At 40.9% G+C, this 21,370-nt stretch carries 17 protein-coding genes and 1 rRNA gene; 14 read left to right on the top strand and 4 right to left on the bottom strand.

What is annotated here, in order from left to right:
* Positions 1 to 114 (top strand): 5S ribosomal RNA (rrf, locus tag C0T34_RS08610); the annotation flags it as partial.
* Between the two features lie 131 nt (positions 115 to 245).
* Here the strand turns inward: rrf and C0T34_RS08605 are convergent.
* Complete coding sequence (locus C0T34_RS08605) at positions 246 to 905, bottom strand: GntR family transcriptional regulator (protein ID WP_088493892.1); 660 nt, start codon at positions 903 to 905, stop codon at positions 246 to 248.
* A gap of 468 nt (positions 906 to 1,373) precedes the next feature.
* Between C0T34_RS08605 and C0T34_RS08600 the strand changes: the two genes are divergently transcribed.
* The 7 genes from C0T34_RS08600 (at position 1,374) to C0T34_RS08570 (ending at position 8,920) form a co-directional block, all read left to right on the top strand.
* Positions 1,374 to 2,624, top strand: coding sequence for an NRAMP family divalent metal transporter (locus C0T34_RS08600; protein WP_098941281.1), 1,251 nt, complete (start codon positions 1,374 to 1,376; stop codon positions 2,622 to 2,624).
* Between the two features lie 13 nt (positions 2,625 to 2,637).
* Positions 2,638 to 3,429, top strand: a complete 792-nt coding sequence (locus tag C0T34_RS08595) for a 5-oxoprolinase subunit PxpA (RefSeq protein ID WP_109850014.1) — start codon at positions 2,638 to 2,640, stop codon at positions 3,427 to 3,429.
* Positions 3,426 to 4,232, top strand: a complete 807-nt coding sequence (locus tag C0T34_RS08590; RefSeq protein ID WP_109850012.1) for a putative hydro-lyase — start codon at positions 3,426 to 3,428, stop codon at positions 4,230 to 4,232. Before C0T34_RS08595 ends, C0T34_RS08590 begins: the two co-directional genes overlap by 4 nt.
* Before the next feature lie 14 nt (positions 4,233 to 4,246).
* Entirely contained in the window at positions 4,247 to 5,824 is a 1,578-nt protein-coding gene (locus C0T34_RS08585) for a 5-oxoprolinase/urea amidolyase family protein (protein ID WP_098941279.1), read from the top strand.
* Between the two features lie 16 nt (positions 5,825 to 5,840).
* Complete coding sequence (locus C0T34_RS08580) at positions 5,841 to 7,586, top strand: biotin carboxylase N-terminal domain-containing protein (protein ID WP_109850011.1); 1,746 nt, start codon at positions 5,841 to 5,843, stop codon at positions 7,584 to 7,586.
* A 202-nt stretch (positions 7,587 to 7,788) separates the two neighbouring features.
* Positions 7,789 to 8,586 carry a sulfite exporter TauE/SafE family protein gene (locus C0T34_RS08575; protein ID WP_098941277.1) on the top strand — a complete coding sequence of 266 codons (798 nt, stop codon included), beginning with the start codon at positions 7,789 to 7,791 and terminating at the stop codon, positions 8,584 to 8,586.
* A 103-nt stretch (positions 8,587 to 8,689) separates the two neighbouring features.
* Entirely contained in the window at positions 8,690 to 8,920 is a 231-nt protein-coding gene (locus C0T34_RS08570) for a hypothetical protein (protein ID WP_075672928.1), read from the top strand.
* A 38-nt stretch (positions 8,921 to 8,958) separates the two neighbouring features.
* On the opposite strand, the gene C0T34_RS08565 is transcribed toward C0T34_RS08570, so the two are convergent.
* Positions 8,959 to 9,399: a PACE efflux transporter gene (locus tag C0T34_RS08565; protein WP_109850010.1), complete on the bottom strand. Its 441-nt coding sequence runs from the start codon at positions 9,397 to 9,399 to the stop codon at positions 8,959 to 8,961.
* A 110-nt stretch (positions 9,400 to 9,509) separates the two neighbouring features.
* Between C0T34_RS08565 and C0T34_RS08560 the strand changes: the two genes are divergently transcribed.
* On the top strand, positions 9,510 to 10,412 hold the full coding sequence (locus tag C0T34_RS08560; protein WP_109850009.1) for a LysR family transcriptional regulator: 903 nt from the start codon (positions 9,510 to 9,512) through the stop codon (positions 10,410 to 10,412).
* Here the strand turns inward: C0T34_RS08560 and narL are convergent.
* Together narL and narX are read right to left on the bottom strand one after the other, a co-directional pair.
* Positions 10,409 to 11,062 carry a two-component system response regulator NarL gene (gene narL / locus C0T34_RS08555; protein ID WP_082239485.1) on the bottom strand — a complete coding sequence of 218 codons (654 nt, stop codon included), beginning with the start codon at positions 11,060 to 11,062 and terminating at the stop codon, positions 10,409 to 10,411. The two genes, C0T34_RS08560 and narL, sit on opposite strands and share 4 nt — an antisense overlap.
* 25 nt (positions 11,063 to 11,087) lie before the next feature.
* Positions 11,088 to 12,893, bottom strand: coding sequence for a nitrate/nitrite two-component system sensor histidine kinase NarX (narX, locus tag C0T34_RS08550; RefSeq protein ID WP_098941274.1), 1,806 nt, complete (start codon positions 12,891 to 12,893; stop codon positions 11,088 to 11,090).
* A gap of 297 nt (positions 12,894 to 13,190) precedes the next feature.
* Between narX and C0T34_RS08545 the strand changes: the two genes are divergently transcribed.
* Genes C0T34_RS08545 through narI form a run of 5 tightly spaced genes read left to right on the top strand, consistent with a single transcriptional unit; the run spans position 13,191 to position 21,351 of the window.
* On the top strand, positions 13,191 to 14,585 hold the full coding sequence (locus C0T34_RS08545) for a NarK family nitrate/nitrite MFS transporter (RefSeq protein WP_098941273.1): 1,395 nt from the start codon (positions 13,191 to 13,193) through the stop codon (positions 14,583 to 14,585).
* 52 nt (positions 14,586 to 14,637) lie between these two features.
* On the top strand, positions 14,638 to 18,399 hold the full coding sequence (locus C0T34_RS08540) for a nitrate reductase subunit alpha (protein WP_098941272.1): 3,762 nt from the start codon (positions 14,638 to 14,640) through the stop codon (positions 18,397 to 18,399).
* Positions 18,399 to 19,952: a nitrate reductase subunit beta gene (gene narH / locus C0T34_RS08535; RefSeq protein WP_088493882.1), complete on the top strand. Its 1,554-nt coding sequence runs from the start codon at positions 18,399 to 18,401 to the stop codon at positions 19,950 to 19,952. The genes C0T34_RS08540 and narH overlap by 1 nt, the downstream gene beginning before the upstream one ends.
* On the top strand, positions 19,952 to 20,677 hold the full coding sequence (gene narJ, locus C0T34_RS08530) for a nitrate reductase molybdenum cofactor assembly chaperone (RefSeq protein ID WP_192940902.1): 726 nt from the start codon (positions 19,952 to 19,954) through the stop codon (positions 20,675 to 20,677). Before narH ends, narJ begins: the two co-directional genes overlap by 1 nt.
* The gene (gene narI, locus C0T34_RS08525; RefSeq protein WP_088493880.1) at positions 20,674 to 21,351 is read left to right on the top strand and encodes a respiratory nitrate reductase subunit gamma; all 678 of its coding nucleotides are present in this window, start codon (positions 20,674 to 20,676) and stop codon (positions 21,349 to 21,351) included. Before narJ ends, narI begins: the two co-directional genes overlap by 4 nt.
* The last annotated feature ends 19 nt before the right edge of the window (positions 21,352 to 21,370 follow it).

The following is a 21,370-nucleotide window of genomic DNA, read 5'->3' as shown; positions in this document are numbered from 1 at the left end:
TGGCGGCCATAGCGCAGCGGACCCACCTGAATCCATGCCGAACTCAGAAGTGAAACGTTGTAGCGCCGATGGTAGTGTGGGGCCTCCCCATGTGAGAGTAGGGAACTGCCAGGCATTAATTAAGACGAGAAAGCCAACCCAATGGGTTGGCTTTTTTGCGTTTGGGGTTTTTATATAGCTTATTAAATACTATGCTAAATTCTAAATACAAAAATGCCCTAAATTAGGGCATTTTTTATGATCTTTTAGCAAAAATTATGACGAGAAAATGCAGCAAGGACTGTTCTTTCTGATATTTCTAAATAGTCCTCCATTGCTGTTGCTGCTTCTTGGGCTTTTCCATCCATTAAAAGTGTCAAAATCTGTTCATTTTTCTCAATATACGGTGCATGTAGTAATTGAGGATCGTTTAATAAACCAAAGGCTAAACGTAATTCCGCTAAAATAAGCTGGTATTGTTTAAACAATCTAGGGCTGTCTGAAAGCTCAACAATTGCTGTGTGAAAATGCATATTACAGGTCCCTACACCGCTCCAATCTTGTTGTTCTTGAAAGACTTTTGCTTGATTAACACTATCTTGCATTCTAACAATAGCTGGATGCATAGGATAAGAATGTCGCAGAGCATCACATTCAATTAATCGTCTTACACGATAAATATCCATGATACTTGCCATATCCGGTACAGAAACAAAAACACCACGATTAGGTTTATAAGTTAAAAGCCCTTCTTGGGTAAGAACGCGAAAAACCTCTCTTAAAGTATTACGCGATATCTCTAGCGTTTCACTTAATGCCGTTTCTGACAATCTTTCACCAGGAGGTAATTCTCCAATAGTGATTTTTTGCCGAATAACATTTGCGACTTTTTGAGAAAGAATTTGTGGAGATGTTTTTTTCTGCATTATCTTCTGCTATTAGCTTAATAGAAGCACCTATTCTATCAGTGTGTTTTGTAATATATAACCTCTATTGTGTCACTCTGTCGTACTTCTCACTGTATCGAGTATGACTTTCTGTTTATTTCCATCAAAAAAACTTAATTTTTTGTCACGATATTTTAGTGATTAAACTTATTCTTTCTTCAAACTTGCGCACTATTTTTGTGCATCTAATCTTTTTATGCCTCATTTAGGTGCACATTTATGACTCATTAATTAAGCGTAATTGTCAATAAAATGTTAAAAATGCGATCTTCACTGCACTTTTATCATCCCATATTTAAATCTATTTGCTTATTTATTCATCTATTATTATTAATTGTTCAACAATCTAATATCAGGTGATTAACAATTAAGTATTCATGCTCAACAATGGCACGCTAATTGCCTTAGTAATAATAATTAAAATAATGATGATAAAGGGGGTAGCTAATGGCTACACAAGATTCTGCAAATACAACATCAAGTTCGTTTATAAAAAATAGACGTTCTTCATTGATAGCTGCCATTTTTTTAATGGCGACATCAGCTATTGGTCCGGGTTTTATTACTCAAACTGCAACCTTTACTGCCACTATGGGAGCGGCATTTGCATTTGGTATTTTGGCATCAATCATCATAGACTATGTTGTTCAGCAAAGTATTTGGCGAGTGATCACTGTCACCAATATGAGAGCTTCAGACATTGCTAACAAAGCAATACCTGGTAGTGGCTATTTACTTGCTGTATTAGTTATTTTTGGCGGTTTAGTGTTTAACGTGGGTAACATTGCAGGTGCTGGTTTGGGGCTTAATGCAATGGTAGGTCTTGATCCTAAATGGGGTGGGATCTTAAGTGCTTTACTTGCTATCTATATTTTCTCATCACGCAAAGCCAGTAACTTTATCGATCGTATGATTATCGTTCTTGGTATTGTCATGATCTTACTGACTGTTTTTGTGATGTTTGCCTCTAATCCTCCAATAGGTGAAGCATTAAGACAAACTGTTTTACCTGATGCGATTAACTTCGCAACGATCACTACAATTGTCGGTGGTACTGTGGGCGGTTATATCTGTTATGCTGGAGCTCACCGTCTTCTCGATAAAGGAACTACGGGTATTGAGAACATTGACGCTGTATCAAGCGCTGCAACCAAAGGAATTTTAGTCGTTGGATTAATGCGCTATATCCTGTTCCTTGCCATTTTAGGCGTAGTTGCCAGTGGCGTAACATTAGATATTTCTAGTCGCGCGGCTAACCCTGCATCTCAAGCATTTCAACATGCAGCTGGTTTAACTGGATTACGCATCTTCGGTCTTATTTTATGGGCAGCTGCATTAACGAGTGTTATTGGTGCTGCTTATACCTCAATGTCATTTATTACAGTATTTAAAAAAAGTGTTACTGAGCGTCAACGTAATATCGCAACCATTATTTTTATCGCTATTTCACTTGTCATTTATATGGTTATGGGAACAGCACCGGCTGCATTATTAGTCTTTGCAGGTGGTTTTAATGGCCTGATTTTACCTATTGGTATGACACTATTTATTTTTGTTGCATGGCGCCGCCAAGATCTCATGAATGGTTATAAATATCCAGCATGGTTGCTGTGGTCAGGTATTTTGGTCTGTGCGCTGACTTGGTATATGGGCATTATGTCCGTGGGTGCTATTTTCAACTACCTTAACATTGCTTAAGAGAACAATAATGATGATAAAAGCCGTTGATTTAAACAGTGATTTAGGTGAGAGCTTCGGTCAGTGGACAATGGGCAATGATGATGCGGTGCTTGAAATTGTCAGTAGCGCTAATATCGCTTGCGGTTTTCATGCAGGTTCACCGGATGGAATTTTAAAAACATTAAAGGCGGCGAAACAGCATAATGTCGCGATAGGTGCGCACGTTGCTTATCCTGACTTAGTCGGTTTTGGTCGTCGTAATATGGATATCGCCAGTGATGAATTAACCGCAGATGTGATTTATCAAATAGGTGCTTTGCAAGGATTGGCCAAAGCCGTGGGTTTGAGTGTGACCTATGTTAAGCCTCATGGTGCGCTTTATAACACAATTGCTCATGATAAACGTCAAGCACTTGCTGTTATTGAGGCAATACTTGCTGTAGATCCCCAACTGACATTAGTTGCTTTAGCGGGATCACCCTTGATTACACTTGCGAAAGAAAATGGTCTTCGAGTAATAGCCGAAGCTTTTGCAGATAGAGCTTATCATGCTGATGGTACCCTCGTTTCTCGTAAAAAAGAGAGCGCTGTTTTACATGATCCTGAACTTGTTGCTCAACGCATGTTACGGCTTGTGCAAGAAGGTGGTGTTGAATCAATAGAAGGCGTTTTTACTGCGATAGAAGCTGATTCTATTTGTGTTCATGGTGACAGTCCAGATGCCGTGGCTCTCGCTAAAAGTGTAAAAGAAATTTTAATTAATCATGATGTTAGCATTAAACCTTTTGCACCTCTGCGACTTAAAAATGAGGTGCAAAAATGACTCATTTAATGCAAGCGACTGCGGATGCAATTGCCAAAGCACAAGAAGCTCGATTGGCTATTCGCAATGGTTTAGCTATACCAACAGCAGGTATGGTTAAAGGAATGACTCAAGCTAACATGATTAGTTTACCTCGTGATTGGGCATTTGATTTTCTGCTCTACGCTCAACGTAACCCGAAAAGTTGTCCGATATTAGATGTTTGTGAATCAGGTAGTTATCGTACTGTTCTTGCGAAAGACGCCGATCTACGCACTGACATTCCTCTTTACCGTGTTTGGGAAAATGGCAAATTAGCAGATGAAATTACGGATGCTACTGAAATTTGGGCACAACATCCCGATCTTGTTACGTTTCTTATTGGTTGTAGTTTTACTTTCGAAACGCCCATGTTAGAAGCGGGGCTTGAAATTCGTCATATCACAGATAACTGCAATGTACCGATGTATAAAACGAATCGCTTGTGTCGTCCAGCAGGGCGATTAGAAGGTGAATTAGTGGTTTCAATGCGTCCTATTCCTGCTGACAGAGTCGCTGATGCGGTGATGATCAGTGGTCGTTTCCCTTCTGTACATGGTGCTCCCGTACATATTGGCTCGCCCGACGCTTTGGGTATTAAAGATATTATGTCGCCAGATTTTGGCTCACCCGTGAGAATTGAAGAAGGCGAGATCCCCGTCTTTTGGGCTTGTGGTGTGACTCCACAAGCGGCAGTGATGCGTTCAGGTGTTCCTTTCGCACTTAGTCATGCTCCGGGGCATATGTTTATTACCGATGTGCCCGATGCAGCTTATCACGTATAAGGGAGGAAGATACTTTGCGCTTTTTACCCGTTAACTTATCCCATTTACTTGTTGAGCTTTCCTCTTTAAAAGAGACGCTCGCATTGTATGAATCCCTTAAACAAGCGGATATTGCTGCTATTCAAGATATTGTGCCTGCTGCAAAAACACTCTTAATTCACTATACGCCATGGCTAATCACAGCTGAAGAACTTGTGTTTCAGCTTCGACAATTAGAAGTCAAAGCGGTATCAGCACGTCAAACACAATCATTAACGATCCCTGTTCATTATCAAGGTGAGGATCTTAATGAGGTCGCTGAATTATTAGGGATCGCTACCAGTGAAGTGATCCGCAGACATACAGAACAAACCTATCAAGTTGCATTCACTGGTTTTGCTCCGGGTTTTGCTTATTTGATTGCAGATGAAACTCAGCTTTATGTGCCTCGTCGTAAAACTCCTCGTACACGTATCCCCGCAGGGTCGGTCGGATTAGCTGGCGAGTTTAGTGGCGTTTATCCGCAACAAAGCCCCGGAGGTTGGCAACTTATTGGTACCACAGAAATAAAGATGTGGGATCTCTCACGTGAACAACCCGCTTTTTTATTACCGGGAAATGAAGTGCATTTTGTTGATGCACAAAAATCACCGATAACCGTTTCACTACCGGAGAAAAAAGCCGTAGTCGCTTCCTCGCTCTCATTGAATGATAAAGGGCTATATGTCATTTCAGCTGGGCTACAAACTTTATTTCAAGATGAAGGGCGTATTGGTGCTGCATCAATGGGAGTATCTGCTTCAGGCGCACTTGATAAACCCGCTTTACATGCGGCCAATCGTTTAGTGGGTAATCCCACAACTTTTGTTGCACTTGAGATAACCCAAGGTGGACTGACACTTAAAGCACGACAAGATTGTGTGATCGCTTTAACAGGGGCAGATTGTTCCATTACGCTAAAACATGAGTCGGGTGAGAATGAATTCTTATCTGGTTATCAACCTATTGATGTTCGCTGTGGCGATGAAATTATTTTAGGTATGCCAAAAACCGGTGTACGTAGCTATCTTGCCGTGAGAGGTGGGTTTGAATTACCAAAGGTGTTAGGTAGTTATGCATTTGATACTTTGGCACAAATTGGCCCTAATGCTTTGCAAGAAGGCGATGTACTTCATTTAAATAATGAAAGTACCTCGAATGGTATTCTTACTGATGAACAGCCGACATCAACACTACCAAAACAAGGTGATATCGTCACACTTGATGTTGTTTTAGGTCCCCGCACTGACTGGTTTACCACTGAAGCTATAAAGACATTAACCTCTCAATTATGGCAAGTGACACCACAATCTAACCGTATTGGGTTACGTTTATTGGGTGAAACACCTCTTGCGCGCGAACAACAACAAGAACTATCAAGTGAAGGTACCTGCATTGGTGCAATACAAGTTCCGATTAATGGGCAACCTGTTTTGTTTCTTAACGATCACCCGTTAACAGGAGGATATCCTGTTATTGGCGCAGTTGCTGAATATCACTTACCACTTGCAGGGCAGATCCCTGTTAACGCTAAAATTCGTTTTAATCCAATTACCGAATTTCAAGAATATTGATAGGAGAATGCCACTCATGACAACAATTAACCAAAAACAACGAGTGAAGCATAGAGTACTTATTGCCAACAGAGGTGAAATCGCTGTTCGTATTATTCGAGCTTGTCAGGACTATGGTGCAACTTCAATTGCTATTTATGCCAATGATGATATTGATGCACTACACGTTCGTCTTGCTGATGAAGCTTATGGACTCAATGGTAATTTGCCGAAAGAAAGCTATCTAGATATTAATAAACTCATTGATATTGCCCATAAAGCTAATGCCACAATGATCCATCCCGGCTACGGTTTTCTTTCCGAGCGAGCTGATTTTGCAAAAGCGGTACAAGATGCAGGATTTATTTGGATAGGGCCTAACCCAGAAACGATTGAAGTGCTTGGTGACAAAGTGAAAGCGCGTAAAATTGCACAATCTGTTGGTGCTCCTCTTGTAAATGGTACGGCTGATCCCGTTAATGACGCCAAAGAGGTTATCGATTTTGCTAAACAGTATGGTCTACCTGTTGCCATTAAAGCTGCTTTTGGTGGGGGTGGGCGAGGTTTGAAGATCGCTCATAAAATGGAAGAAATTGAAGAGCTCTACCATTCTGCTGTACGAGAAGCTGTAACTGCATTTGGTCGTGGTGAATGTTATGTTGAGCAATTCCTAGATAAACCTCGTCATATCGAAGCGCAAATTATCGCAGACAAACTGGGCAATGTTGTTGTCGTCGGAACACGAGATTGTTCGTTACAGCGACGTAATCAAAAGCTTATTGAAGAAGCGCCAGCACCTTATTTGACAGATGAACAACGTGAACGTATTCACCAGTCAGCTAAAGATATTTGTGCTAAAGCAGGCTATGTTGGGGCAGGTACAGTTGAGTTTTTATTAAGTGCAAATGGCACTATCTCATTTTTAGAAGTGAATACACGCTTACAAGTCGAGCATCCTGTTACAGAAGAAACGGCGGGTATCGATTTAGTGATCGAGCAGTTACGTATTGCTGAAGGTTTACCGTTAAGTATTGATAAAACGCCTGTTCCTCGGGGGCACTCTTTTGAATTTAGGATCAATGCAGAAGATCCCGCGAAAGGCTTTTTACCTACGCCGGGTTTAATTACGCATTTTTCTCAGCCTTCAGGCCCTGGAGTTCGTGTAGATAGTGGTGTTACTGAAAATAATCAGGTTTCACGCCAATTCGATTCTATGATGGCAAAATTGATAGTCACAGCTGCAACTCGTGAACAAGCCATTGCCCGAGCTCGTCGAGCATTATCTGAATTCAAAATTGAAGGGGTAGCAAGTGTATTGCCTTTCCATTGTGAAATGATGGAGCATGCCGATTTTACTGAAGATTTCAAAGTGCATACCCGTTGGATTGAAACAGATTTTCAGGCAAAAAATACCCATTTCCCTCGTAGTACACCTGCAAAAAATGAAGAGCTTGTTCGTACTTTTATTGAAATTGATGGCCGTCGTCATGAACTTGCTTTACCAGTTCAATTACTGTCACTCTCCGCGGTAATACCAACAGCAATTAATGCCAGTCATGAGAAAGAAGAGAATGAAAAAGCCGTCACGGCACCCATCTCTGGCGTATTACATAGCTGGATCTTAGCTGATGGCGATAAAGTCAAAGAAGGTGATGTTATTGCTATTATGGAAGCGATGAAGATGGAAGTTCAGGTAATAGCTTCTTGTAATGGAGTACTACTGCAAAAAGCGAAAACAGGTGATTATTTTTCAGCAGAATCGGTCTTAGCTGAAATAAATTAAATGTATTAAAAGTATCATATTGATTAATAAGAATAATATCTATCATTAATATCGGCCCTTTAATATGAGGTAATTTCATATTAAGGGGCTTTTTTATAATAACTTTATTTATATTCCTATTTGTTATATCTAATTCCTTTTGGTTATAAGTTATTTTGCCTATAATCGAAGCTTGTTAAATTTTAACCAAAAAGGAAATAAGATGTTGCTTTTAACACAACTACTTATCGGAGCTGCAATCGGGTTAGTTATTACAACGACCGGTGTAGGTGGTGGTGTTATTTTATTACCTGTTCTTATTTATCTTTTTGGTATGAATGCATTAGCAGCGGTTGCGACAGCAAATTTACTCTCGATGCTAATGAAGCTCTCATCTTCTTATATTCATTTTCGGTTAGGTAATATCCCATTAAAACCCGCACTATTGATCTTAGGGATAATGTTTCCGGCAACATTTTTAGCGAGTTATGGTGTGACATGGCTGGGATCACAACCTCAATATTACGATCGTGTTGAATCAGCGATTAATATTTTGATGATCGTTGCTATCGTATTTTCATTGATCTTATTTTTACAGCGAATGGTGAGAAGGTCAGCAATTTCAGATCCTCTAATTGCTTTATCACCACCTTCTACAGTGACTTTTTCTTCCTTATTTGTACCAGGAATGAGTGCAGGGTTTGTGCTTGGTGCAACAGGTGTCGGAGGAGGATTAGTGGTGTTACCGGTATTAATGCGTTTTGCTCAAATGGGTATTAAAGAGGCAATCGGCACTTCTATTTTTATTACCACGATCCTTTCTGGTGGCTCTGCTATTGCTTATAGCGCTGGTGGTTATACCGATGTTCACACAGCACTTATTCTCTGTTTAGGTTCATTACTCTCCATCCCATTAGCTCGCTATTTACTTGTGTATTTATCAGAGCGTTTTTTCCAATATTTAACACTGTCTTTTATTCTGATCAGCATCATTATGATGAGTTGGAAGTTAATAAATTAACTTAATGTAATATCGAGTGAGTCAATCTTTCTCTTATTACCTTTCGTTAGACTAAACTTATTCTATCATCATTAGATTAACTACTAAGAGTAAGTACAACGAGATGAATATTAAAACAGGTGATGAGTTTCTAGTTTATATGGCGCTGGGTGAAGAGAGCTATATGAAAGAGTATTACCGTGTGATTGAAATTGACTCAACGCTTTCTCAAGTGACGGGTAAATTGCTAAGAAGAACAACGGCTGATGACAAAAATATTGGATTAGGTCGTTGCGAGTTAGAAGGCGGTATTGAGCAATTTGCGTTAGAAGATATCTATCCTGTTAAAGAGTGACCCGTTATTGGGATCACTCTCCTTACTTAATTTGTTGCTTAGGCCGCGGGTGCATTCTCAGGTAATGCAGATTTTGGTAAGCCAAAAATTTTGTCAAATACCCAGTTATAAACGAAGGTATAACAAGGGATGATGATGATCAGCGCAAAGTCCATAACTAACGCTTGCCACAATGAAACATTAAGCCACCATGCAATCAGTGGAATTAAATAGAGCACCAGTGTTAGCTGAAATCCAATTGCATGTACTAGACGGCGTCTAAACGTTCGAATTCTCGAAACTTGTCGGCTCTCCCAAAATTCAAATATGCAGTTATAAATAAAATTCCAACTCACCGCGATTGTTGTGATCACCAGCGCTAATGGGCCTGTTACTATTGTTGAGCTATCAGCCAAAAGTGCAAGCCCGACTGATGAAATAACCCAGCCAAAAATTTCATAAGCTGTCACGTAGACAATTTTTCGTTTGATACCTTGCATTGTGCTCTCTTTTTCTGTGGATCTGTGTCGTTAAGCATCGTAAGATAAATCAGCAAGAATGATAGAAAAAGTTAGCTAGTATCAATTTTACTGAAACATCAGGAGTGAACATGCAGTTCTCAAGTGAACATATTGCGATATTTTTAGCAGTGATGGATAAGGGATCTTTCTCTGCGGCTGCACGTTCATTAAAACGGGTTCCATCAGCAGTCAGCATGGCAATTGCGAATATGGAAGCTGAATTAGGTTATGCGCTTTTTGAGCGTACATCACGAGAGCCTCAGCCAACTGAAAAAGCCAAAGCACTTGAACCTCATGCCAGAATGATTGCAGAGCAATTAAAATTATTACAAGTGCATGCACAAGAGCTTTCGATGGATCTCGAAAGTCTCTTAAATATTGGTGTTGCAGCTGATATTAATCCTGATTATCTATTACCTGCGTTATCTGAATTAACGCAACGTTATCCATTACTTAATGTGAATGTGATAACCGCGGCACAAGATGACATTATTGAGATGTTGCATTCACATAAAATTCAATTGAGTCTAGTTTATGGAGGCTTGTATGTGAATGGTGATGAGCAGTTTCAATATTTAGGCTCGGAGTCATTGGTCGCAACAATATCAGCAAGTCATATTGCATTGGCACACCCTGCAAGTGTGTTTATTGAAGATCTTGTGAATGTTCGCCAAATTATGATCGCAAGCCACACCAAAGAGCTAAGAGATGAGCGCTCATTAGTGGCGACGAATTATTGGCAAACAGATAGCTTTCAAATGGCATTAGGTATGGTTGAAGCAGGGATGGGATGGGGTAATTTACCGTATTCGCTGATTTATACTCAATTGCAAAAAGGTAAATTAAAACAGCTTCAGTTTAAGAATACGAAAAATGAATTACGATTGCCTATTCATGCTATGTGGCTAAAAGGGGAGTCGTTACAGAAAGGGGCGAAAGAGTTAGTTGAGCTGATGAGTACCCACCAGCCCATCGTACCTAACTTTAATTAATCGACGCGTTGTTGATGAACCCAAACAGCAACTTCAACACGGGATTTTAGCTTCATTTTTTTCAGTAGATGTTTTACATGCACTTTGACCGTACTTTCCGTGATATCAAGCTTACGTGCGATCATTTTATTTGATAACCCTTGCGCTATCAGTTTCAAAATATCGCGCTCACGCGGGGTGAGTTGTTCAATATCACGCTCACCTTCAGAGCGATCTTCACGTAAGGACTCGGCTAAAATAGGGGTTAATGCAGGGCTGACTACCATTTTTCCAGCAGCTGCCTGTTTTAGAGCTGCCAGTAATTCTTCAGGCTCCATATCTTTTAGAAGATAACCATCTGCACCACGTTTTAACGCTGTGACTAAATCATCACTATAATTTGATACGCTGAAAACAACGATCCGACCTGATAACGACTTTAATCGCAGTTGATCGAGCGTTTCAAAACCATTCATTCCAGGCATATTCAGATCCAGCAAAATTAAATCAGGATCTAATTCTTCAGCTAACTTCACACCTTGAATGCCATCTCCTGCTTCCCCAACGACAGTTAGTGTTGTATCAAGACTTAAAAGTTGTTTTACACCATTGCGTAGCATCGGGTGATCATCAATGAGTAAAATTGTCGCTTTTTCTGTGGGGGATCCCATATTATTCATTACGACTTGCTCCAATTTAGACAGGGTCTTTATGAGTAGTTATTAATGGAAATTTAACAAACACTTGAGTACCGCCCTGTTCGCGTACTTTTATAGTATAAGAACCATTTAAGCTATTTGCGCGTTCACGCATAATAATAAGACCATAATGATTTAATTTTTCGGGATTAGGGCTAATTCCTTCACCATTATCATTAATTTTTAGTTCAACCATGCCATTATTTAGAGATAAAGAGACTTCAGCCCAATTTGCATTGGCATGTTGCAAAATATTATTTAATGCTTCACGGACGATTTGAACAACGTGAATACTTTGGTGCGAATTCACACATTTTGCGGGTAATTGATAGTCAAAATTAATCGAAAAACCAAGGCGCTGATTAAATTCAGTCAGTGTACTTTCCAAGGCTGCAAGCAATCCCGGCTCAGTGAGTTTTAAGCGAAATGTGGTTAACAGTTCTCTTAATTGGCGATAAGCGACATTAAGCTCTTCTCGCATCTCTTTTAGTAGCTTTTGGCAATTATCCGGTAAGGTTTCTGACTGCATCTGCAAATAGCTAACTTGCATTTTTAAACAAGAAAGCGATTGAGCAATAGAGTCATGTAATTCGCGTGCAATTGCCGAACGCTCATCCATTAACAAAAGCTGTTGTTGTTGCTCATTTTGCTGTTCCATTGCCAGCATTGCTGAGATCTGTTTTGTCAGTAATAGCATTAAATTATTCTGTTCATCTGTCAGCGTTGTATGCTCTGGTAGGTGCATAACAAATAATCCATAGCGATGGATTTGATCGGCTAGTTCCCAATGCAATAGTTCACTGCGTAGTAAAACGGTGGCTGAAGCGGTTTCATCACAGCGTTCACATTGTAGATCTGGGCAATGTTCAGGGCGTGGTTGAGGTTCTAAACTGATCTCATTAAAGAGTGTGTGATGATTATCTTCATATAAACGTATCTGCAAATAAGCATCAGGAATGATTTGTTGAAGCTCAAATAATATCTGTCTTAATCGGGCACAAAGTGGCGCAGGAGAGTGTAATTGTTGGCTAGAATGATAGAGATAAGAGAGTACTTTATTTTTCTGTTGTAAGTCGTGTGTTTTTTCAACCACTCTTTTTTCTAATTCGCTATACAGCGTAGAGAGCTCTTCTGACATGGTATTAAGTGCAATACCCAATGTGGCAATCTCATCATGATGCGCACGCTGGTGGAAACGCGCTGAAAAATTACCATGACCAATCGAATTAGCCATCGCCATAAGTTGTTGCCAAGGATGTAATAAACGGCGACGGAAATGCCAAACAGAGCCAAACAGCAATAACAGTGTAAGCGCAGTGAAAATAAGCTGAGTATAAGCCACCAGCCTAATTTTTTGCTCTGTAAGTTGATCGATGCTTAATACTAATTTATCTAGCTGTGAAACAAAAAAGGCAACCTCTTGTTTGGCTTCATCGCGTTGTTGAGCATAAAGCAAAGTTGGCTTTAAAGTGTCTTTCCAGTAAGTATTTAATTGAGCATATTGTGATTGTAGCGATTCATTGCTTAGGACTTGAAGTAACTCACCACTGTCTAAGTCGGTTTCTAACTCGTGAAGATAATAACGATGTTGCTCATCTAGGGGTAAAGCAGATAGCAAGCGATAGCTTTGCATCCGTAGCGATCCAGATTTATTAATTGCATGAGCATTACCTTGTACACTCAAAATAATATGGTTAGAAATTGCCATTCCCACCACACCCAATAGAGTGAAAAGTAACATTAATATCGCTATCTGATTAATAATTGAAAAGCGGTAGTGCCATTGGATTTTATTTGTACTCATCGTTATTTTTCCAAATTTATTCTGGCGCTATATTGCCTTAAAAATACATCAAATGTCATATACTACTAAAGTATTACCCCTAAATATCTGATGGAGGTAATTTCACTTCTAAATTATAGCGATTTTATTTTAATTTATTAATTTAAAATGAAAAATTAATGATAATCCTATTAATACTTAGGTGTAAATAGCGACTTTAGCTTAAAAATCAAACAAATCTTTGCTTGATGCAGATCATGACTAATTAACAATTCTAATCGTACAAAGGTGCCAATCTAACCGTTAATCGAGGTTGTTATGGCACTCACTCAACACCCAGAAAAAATGAGAAAAGGGGTGATCGAAAATTGGCATCCTGAAGATAAAGCTTTTTGGGAAAAGACTGGTCAAAAGATCGCTTCACGCAATTTATGGATTTCTGTTCCTTGTTTACTTTTATCGTTCTGTGTATGGATGCTTTTTAGTGCAGTTGCAGTAAATTTGAACAAAGTAGGTTTTAACTTTACCACAGATCAGCTGTTTATGCTGACTGCACTGCCTTCAGTCTCTGGTGCTATTTTACGCGTTCCTTATTCTTTTGTTATTCCTATTTTTGGCGGTCGTCGCTGGACAGCAATCAGTACCGTCTTTCTCATCATTCCTTGTATCTGGCTTGGTTTTGCTGTGCAAGACAGCACAACATCTTATTCAACCTTTATTGTGATTTCACTGCTATGCGGTTTTGCAGGTGCAAACTTTGCATCCAGTATGGCAAACATCAGCTTTTTCTTCCCTAAAGCACGTCAAGGTGGTGCTTTAGGATTAAATGGTGGATTAGGCAATCTGGGTGTCAGTGTTATGCAATTGGTTGCGCCATTAGTGATTGGTGTTGGCGTATTTGCTATGTTTAGTGGCCCCGGTGTTGTTCAGCCTGATGGTTCACGTTTATGGCTAGAAAATGCTGCATGGGTTTGGGTTCCTTTCTTACTTATTCTGACCTGTGCTGCTTGGTTTGGCATGAACGACCTTGCGGCTAATAAAGCCTCTTTAAGCCAGCAATTACCCGTATTAAAACGTGGTCACCTCTGGTTGTTAAGTATTTTATATCTGTGCTCTTTTGGTTCATTTATTGGTTTCTCTGCGGGTTTTGCAATGCTTTCTAAAACCCAATTCCCGGATATCGTCATTCTACATTATGCGTTCTTTGGACCTTTGTTAGGTGCTTTAGCTCGCCCTGTAGGTGGTGCGTTATCGGATAAATTTGGTGGTATTAGAGTCACACTGATCAACTTTATCATCATGGCGATTTTTTCTGCTCTGCTTTTCTTAACACTGCCTGTAAATGGTGCTGGTGGCTCATTTATCGCCTTCTTCGGTGTCTTTATGGTGCTGTTTTTAACCGCCGGTTTAGGAAGTGGTTCTACATTCCAAATGATTGCTGTGGTGTTTAGAAAAATTACGGTTGATCGCATGAAAGCACAAGGTGCCTCAGATGAAGTCGCTCAAAAAGAAGCAGTAACAGAAAGTGCAGCAGCACTTGGTTTTATCTCTGCTATTGGTGCAATTGGCGGTTTCTTTATTCCTAAAGCCTTCGGTACATCACTGGCTATGACTGGCTCTCCTGCCGGTGCAATGAAAATCTTTGTTCTATTTTATATCGCCTGCGTCTTGATCACTTGGTTGGTCTATGGACGTAAACACAATAAACAATAATGACGAATTATACGCAATGTGAGAGCGCTCGCGCGCATTGGGAGAGTATCTGATGAGTAAGTTTCTCGATAGATTCCGCTATTTTAAACAGCTTGGTGATACCTTTTCAAAGGATCATGGCCAAGAGCTGAATGTTAACCGTGATTGGGAAGATGGTTACCGTAGTCGTTGGCAACACGACAAAATTGTCCGTTCTACTCATGGTGTTAACTGTACCGGCTCATGCAGCTGGAAAATTTACGTCAAAAATGGGTTAGTAACTTGGGAAACCCAACAAACGGATTACCCACGTACACGTCCGGATTTACCGGATCATGAACCTCGTGGTTGTCCTCGTGGTGCAAGTTATTCATGGTATTTATATAGCGCAAACCGCGTTAAATATCCAATGGTACGTAAACGCTTAATTAAACTATGGCGTGAAGCAAAAGCACAACATAGCGATCCTGTTGATGCATGGGCTTCTATTGTTAGTTCACCAGAAAAAACTAAAAGCTATAAGCAAGCGCGTGGGCGTGGTGGTTTTGTTCGTTCTTCATGGTCAGAAGTGAATGAAATCATTGCTGCTTCTAACGTGTTTACTGCCAAAGAGTTTGGTCCTGATCGTATTATTGGTTTCTCGCCAATTCCTGCTATGTCGATGGTCTCATACGCTGCAGGTGCGCGTTATTTATCTCTGATTGGTGGCGCATGTTTAAGTTTCTACGATTGGTATTGCGATTTACCACCTGCATCGCCAATGACTTGGGGTGAGCAAACCGACGTTCCTGAATCAGCAGACTGGTATAACTCTTCTTACCTGATTGCATGGGGTTCTAACGTACCGCAAACACGTACTCCAGATGCCCACTTCTTTACCGAAGTTCGTTATAAAGGAACTAAAACCGTTGCGGTAACGCCTGATTACGCTGAAATCGCGAAACTCTGTGATCAATGGTTAAATCCAAAACAGGGTACTGATAGCGCAATGGCGATGGCGATGGGGCACGTTATTCTTAACGAATTCCACGTTAAACGCCAAACTGAATATTTTAGTAACTACGTGCGCACTTACACTGATATGCCAATGTTGGTGATGTTAGATAAACATGATTCTGGCAAGCTAGTTGCGGGTCGTATGTTGCGTGCTTCTGATTTGGTGAATAATCTGGATCAAGAGAAAAATCCAGAGTGGAAAACCGTTGCTATTGATGAAAAAACACAACAATTAGTTGCTCCTCAAGGTTCGATGGGCTTTCGTTGGGAAGGTGCTGCTAAATGGAACCTTGAGCCTAAAGATGGCAAAAGTGGCGAAGATGTCACTTTACAATTAGGCCTTTTAGATAACCACGATGATATTGTGGATGTAGCATTTCCTTACTTTGGTGGCATCAAGAGTGAATACTTTGAAGGTGTTGCCCTTGATGATGTGATTGTTCATAAACTGCCTGCTAAGCGTATTACACTTGCGAACGGCGAAGAAAAATACATCACAACTGTTTATGATTTATTGTTAGCTAACTACGGCGTTGATCGCGGTTTAAATGATGAAAACTGTGCATCAAACTACGATGAAATCAAAGCATATTCACCAGCATGGGCTGAAAAAGTGACAGGTGTAGGTCGCCAAGATATCGCTCGTATTGCGCGTGAATTTGCAGATAACGCAGAAAAAACACACGGTCGTTCGATGGTGATTGTGGGAGCAGGTATTAACCACTGGTACCACATGGATATGACTTACCGTGGCATTATCAATATGCTGATTTTCTGTGGTTGCGTCGGTCAAAGTGGTGGTGGCTGGGCACACTATGTTGGACAAGAAAAACTGCGTCCACAAACAGGTTGGCTACCATTAGCCTTTGGTCTTGATTGGCAACGTCCGCCTCGCCATATGAACAGTACATCATTTTTCTACAACCACTCAAGTCAGTGGCGTTATGAAACCGTATCACCGACAGAGTTGTTATCACCATTAGCGGATAAATCACGCTTTAGTGGTAGCTTGGTTGATATGAATGTGCGTTCAGAGCGTATGGGGTGGTTACCATCTGCACCTCAATTAAACCTAAACCCTCTGTCTATTGCGAAAAAAGCGCAAGAAGCAGGTGTCAGTGCTACTGATTACACCGTTAATGCACTGAAATCAGGTGAAATTCGCTTTGCCGCTGAGCAACCGGATAACCCACAAAACTTCCCACGTAATTTATTTATCTGGCGCTCTAACTTATTAGGTTCTGCGGGTAAAGGGCATGAATATTTACTGAAATATTTGTTGGGAACCGAAAACGGTTTACAAGGTAAAGATTTAGGCGAGCAAGGCCAAGTTAAGCCACAAGAAGTGGAATGGCAAGATAAAGGCGGTGAAGGTAAAGTTGATTTAGTGGTGACTTTAGACTTCCGTATGTCAAGCACCTGTCTTTTCTCAGATATCGTTTTACCAACCGCTACATGGTATGAAAAAGATGATATGAATACTTCGGATATGCATCCATTTATTCATCCATTAACCGCAGCCGTTGATCCAGCTTGGGAATCTAAAACAGACTGGGAAATCTATAAAGGTATCGCTAAAACCTTCTCTAAATTGTGTGTAGGTCATTTAGGGGTTGAAACTGATTTAGTGACATTACCTATTCAACATGACTCTGCTGCTGAAATGGCACAGCCTTTTGATGTGAAAGATTGGAAAAAAGGTGAATGTGACCTTATTCCGGGTAAAACAGCACCACACCTTATCCCTGTTGAGCGTGATTATCCAAATACCTATGCTCGCTTTACCTCACTTGGGCCGTTAATGGACAAACTAGGTAATGGTGGTAAAGGGATCAGCTGGAATACACAAGCAGAAGTTGATTTCCTGAAAAAACTTAATCGAGTTCGTCATGACGGTGTGGCAAAAGGACGCCCAGCGATTGAAACGGCGATTGATGCAGCCGAAGTTATTCTCTCTTTAGCACCTGAAACTAATGGTCAAGTGGCTGTAAAAGCGTGGGATGCACTGAGTAAAGTGACAGGTCGCGATCATACTCACTTAGCCAAAGTGAAAGAAGACGAGAAAATTCGTTTCCGCGATATCGTTGCTCAACCTCGTAAGATCATTTCAAGCCCAACATGGTCTGGTCTTGAAGATGAGCATGTCTCTTATAACGCCTGTTATACCAACGTTCACGAGATGATCCCTTGGCGTACTTTAAGTGGCCGCCAGCAGTTGTATCAAGATCACGAGTGGATGCGTGCTTATGGTGAAAGTTTAGTGGTCTATCGTCCACCCATTGATACCAAAGCTATTGATGCGGTTAAAGGTAAAAAACCAAATGGTTTCCCTGAGAAAGCGCTGAACTTCCTGACGCCTCACCAAAAATGGGGTATTCACTCTACGTATAGCGATAACTTACTGATGTTAACGCTAGGTCGTGGTGGCCCTGTGGTTTGGCTGAGTGAAGATGATGCCAAAGAGATGGGAATTAGTGATAACGATTGGGTTGAAGCATACAACAGTAATGGTGCGTTAACCGCGAGAGCCATTGTCAGTCAACGTATTCCTGATGGCATGATTTACATGTATCACGCGCAAGAGCGTCAAATAAATCTGCCGGGATCTGAAATGACAGGAATGCGTGGCGGTATTCACAACTCTGTGACGCGTGTTTGCCCTAAACCAACGCATATGATTGGTGGATATGCTCAATTGGCTTATAGCTTTAACTATTACGGCACCGTGGGCTCTAACCGTGATGAGTTTGTTGTGGTGCGTAAAATGAAACAGATTGATTGGCTTGATGGTGAAGGTGATGCTTATCAACAGACCCTGAATGGACAGGAGAAGGCATAATGAAAATTCGTTCACAAGTCGGTATGGTACTGAACCTCGACAAATGTATCGGTTGCCATACCTGTTCAGTAACCTGTAAAAATGTTTGGACCAGTCGTGAAGGTGTTGAATACGCATGGTTTAATAACGTTGAAACCAAACCGGGTACAGGGTATCCACAAAATTGGGAAGACCAAGAGAAGTGGAAAGGTGGCTGGATCAAAAATATCAAAGGTAAATTAGTACCAAGAATGGGTAACCGTGTTGGTCTATTATCTAAAATTTTTGCCAACCCTGATGTTCCTGCATTAGACGATTACTATGAGCCTTTTGATTATGACTATGAGCATTTAAAAAATGCTCCAGAAGGCTCGTTACCGACTGCACGTCCTCGTTCGCTGATCACAGGTCAGCGCATGACCAAAATCGAAAAAGGCCCAAACTGGGAAGACGATTTAGGTGGCGAATTTAGCAAACGTGCGGCGGACAAAAACTTCGCCAATATGCAAAAAGAGATGTACGGGCAGTTTGAAAATACATTCATGATGTATTTACCACGCTTATGTGAACACTGCTTAAATCCTGCTTGTGTTGCGACGTGCCCAAGTGGTGCGATTTATAAACGTGCTGAAGATGGCATTGTGCTTATCGACCAAGATAAGTGCCGTGGATGGCGCATGTGTTTAACAGGATGTCCATACAAAAAAATCTACTTCAACTGGAAAAGCGGTAAGTCAGAAAAATGTATTTTCTGTTACCCACGTATTGAAGCGGGTCAACCAACACTGTGCTCAGAAACTTGTGTAGGACGTATTCGCTATCTGGGTGTGATGTTGTATGACGCAGATAAAATCTCACAAGCTGCCAGTGCGGATAATGAAAAAGATTTATACCAAAGCCAGTTAGATATCTTCTTAGATCCGTTCGATCCTGAAGTGATCAAAGCTGCTGAAGAGCAAGGTATTCCGTTAAGTGTGATTGATGCAGCGCAACGTTCACCTGTCTACAAAATGGCGGTGGATTGGAAGCTGGCATTACCACTGCACCCAGAATATCGCACCTTACCTATGGTTTGGTATGTGCCACCTTTGTCACCAATTCAATCTGCTGCCGATGCGGGTGTGTTACCGCATACCGGTGTACTGCCTGATGTCGAAAGCTTACGTATTCCGGTTCAATATTTAGCTAACTTACTGACAGCGGGCGACACGGCACCTGTGTTGTTAGCATTAAAACGAATGCTTGCGATGCGTCATTACAAACGTGCTGAAACTGTAGAAGGAAAAACAGACTTAAGTGCATTAGAACAAGTCGGTTTGACCGAAGCACAGGCACAAGAGATGTATCGTTATCTGGCTATTGCAAATTATGAAGATCGCTTTGTTATCCCATCGAGTCATCGCGAACTCGCAAGAGAAGCTTTCCCAGAACGTAATGGTTGTGGTTTTAGCTTTGGTGACGGTTGTCATGGTAGTGATAGCAAATTTAATTTGTTTAATAGTCATCGTATTGATGCGATTGATATCACATCAAGGACACCTCAAGATGAACGTCGTTCAGAGGAGAAAATATAGTGATCTCTCTGAAAGTCATTTCCCATCTCTTAGATTATCCCACACAAGAACTGTGGGATAACCGAGACGAACTTATCGATGCATTACAGGAAGCCGATGAACTTCCTGTGACTCAAGTTGCGAAATTAATGGCATTTATTCATGCCTTAATGCAACAAGAGTTGCTAGATGCGCAATCTAATTACAGTGAGCTTTTTGATAGAGGTCGAGCGCGATCACTGTTGTTATTTGAACACGTTCATGGCGAGTCTCGCGATCGTGGTCAGGCAATGGTTGATCTGCTCAATCAATATCAACAAGCAGGGATCACATTAAGTAGTCGTGAACTTCCTGACTATTTGCCTACTTACCTTGAGTACTTAACGCTTTTACCTACAACCGAGTGTATTGAAGGGTTAAATAACATTGCGCCTATTTTGGCTCTGTTAGGTGAACGTTTAAAACAACGAGGCAGTGATTATCACGCTCTCTTTGATGTGTTGCTTTGTCTTTCTCAAAGTGGATTAGAAGCATCGCAACTGACTGCTCAAGTAGAAAAAGAGCCTTTAGATGATACACCTGCTGCATTAGATGCTGTGTGGGAAGAAGAACAAGTGACGTTTCTTGGAGAAGGTACGCAGTGTGGTAGTGGCAAGATCAGCCAACATCAGCGTCGTTTTGCACAAGAGACCGCAGTTCAATATCTCAACGTTGGGAATTCGTTGGATACGGGAGTACAAAAATGAATTACATCAATATGTTATTTTTTGATATCTATCCCTATATTGCTGGTGCCGTTTTTATTATCGGTAGCTGGTTACGTTACGACTATGGTCAATATACATGGCGTGCCGGCTCTAGCCAGATGTTAGACAAGAAAAACATGCGCCTTGCCTCTAACTTATTTCATGTGGGGATACTCGGTATTTTTGCTGGTCACTTTCTGGGAATGTTAACACCACATTGGATGTATGAATCTTTCTTACCGATTGAATATAAGCAAATTATGGCGATGGTCGGAGGGGGGACTTGTGGCGTGTTAATGCTGGTAGGGGGCGTAATGCTGTTAAAACGCCGTTTAACCAACCCACGAGTCAGAGCCACATCTTCATTTGGTGACATCATGATTTTAACACTACTGGTTATTCAAGTTGCGCTAGGTCTGCTGACTATTCCATTCTCCGCCCAACATATGGATGGTAGTGAAATGATGAAGCTGGTGGCATGGGCACAATCGATTGTGACATTCCACGGTGGTGCTTCAGCAAACCTTGAAGGTGTTGCATGGGTATTTAAATTGCACATTTTCTTAGGAATGACGATTTTCTTATTATTCCCATTCTGTCGATTAGTCCATATTTGGAGTGTGCCAATTGAGTATTTAACTCGTCGCTATCAAATTGTGCGTAATCGTCATTAGTGAATACCTATCTCCTGAT

It is taken from the genome of Proteus sp. CA142267 (assembly GCF_003336825.1).
In the GTDB taxonomy this organism is placed as follows: Bacteria; Pseudomonadota; Gammaproteobacteria; order Enterobacterales; family Enterobacteriaceae; genus Proteus; species Proteus terrae.
This window is presented reverse-complemented; position numbering and strand designations above follow the sequence as displayed.

Excerpts from the sequence above, each read along its gene's own strand:
- C0T34_RS08595 (WP_109850014.1), top strand. The coding sequence starts at position 2,638 with ATGATAAAAGCCGTTGATTTAAACAGTGATTTAGGTGAGAGCTTCGGT.
- C0T34_RS08590 (WP_109850012.1), top strand. The coding sequence starts at position 3,426 with ATGACTCATTTAATGCAAGCGACTGCGGATGCAATTGCCAAAGCACAA.
- C0T34_RS08570 (WP_075672928.1), top strand. The coding sequence starts at position 8,690 with ATGAATATTAAAACAGGTGATGAGTTTCTAGTTTATATGGCGCTGGGT.
- C0T34_RS08545 (WP_098941273.1), top strand. The coding sequence starts at position 13,191 with ATGGCACTCACTCAACACCCAGAAAAAATGAGAAAAGGGGTGATCGAA.
- C0T34_RS08580 (WP_109850011.1), top strand. The coding sequence starts at position 5,841 with ATGACAACAATTAACCAAAAACAACGAGTGAAGCATAGAGTACTTATT.
- narI (WP_088493880.1), top strand. The coding sequence starts at position 20,674 with ATGAATTACATCAATATGTTATTTTTTGATATCTATCCCTATATTGCT.
- C0T34_RS08605 (WP_088493892.1), bottom strand. The coding sequence starts at position 905 with ATGCAGAAAAAAACATCTCCACAAATTCTTTCTCAAAAAGTCGCAAAT.
- narX (WP_098941274.1), bottom strand. The coding sequence starts at position 12,893 with ATGAGTACAAATAAAATCCAATGGCACTACCGCTTTTCAATTATTAAT.
- C0T34_RS08600 (WP_098941281.1), top strand. The coding sequence starts at position 1,374 with ATGGCTACACAAGATTCTGCAAATACAACATCAAGTTCGTTTATAAAA.
- narL (WP_082239485.1), bottom strand. The coding sequence starts at position 11,062 with ATGGGATCCCCCACAGAAAAAGCGACAATTTTACTCATTGATGATCAC.
- narH (WP_088493882.1), top strand. The coding sequence starts at position 18,399 with ATGAAAATTCGTTCACAAGTCGGTATGGTACTGAACCTCGACAAATGT.
- C0T34_RS08575 (WP_098941277.1), top strand. The coding sequence starts at position 7,789 with ATGTTGCTTTTAACACAACTACTTATCGGAGCTGCAATCGGGTTAGTT.
- C0T34_RS08560 (WP_109850009.1), top strand. The coding sequence starts at position 9,510 with ATGCAGTTCTCAAGTGAACATATTGCGATATTTTTAGCAGTGATGGAT.
- C0T34_RS08540 (WP_098941272.1), top strand. The coding sequence starts at position 14,638 with ATGAGTAAGTTTCTCGATAGATTCCGCTATTTTAAACAGCTTGGTGAT.
- C0T34_RS08565 (WP_109850010.1), bottom strand. The coding sequence starts at position 9,399 with ATGCAAGGTATCAAACGAAAAATTGTCTACGTGACAGCTTATGAAATT.